Genomic DNA, 231 nt, shown 5'->3' on the forward strand with positions numbered 1-231 from the left:
GAGCCACTCGGCGACCGCCCACCGTCGTGTGCGCGTCACGAGCACGTCCTCGTCGGTGACCCCTTCAACGGCCGCGACGCCGTCGTCGACGAGGAGATCGCGAATCTTCAGCAGGTCCTCGGAATTGTTGGGGAGATTCTCGGCGCCGTGTTCGAGGACGAATTGCACTGGATCGTCGTGCCCGTCCAGCACGATCTTCGTCTGGAGGCCCTGGATTGTCGGAAGGGCGCC

The 231-nt window shown here is 64.9% G+C and carries 1 pseudogene; it reads right to left on the bottom strand.

Annotated elements, in window-relative coordinates:
• Window positions 1-231: pseudogene (locus EXE45_RS21525) on the bottom strand (BREX-5 system phosphatase PglZ); the annotation flags it as partial.

The organism is Halorubrum sp. SP9 (assembly GCF_005435015.1).
Classification (GTDB): Archaea; Halobacteriota; Halobacteria; order Halobacteriales; family Haloferacaceae; genus Halorubrum; species Halorubrum sodomense.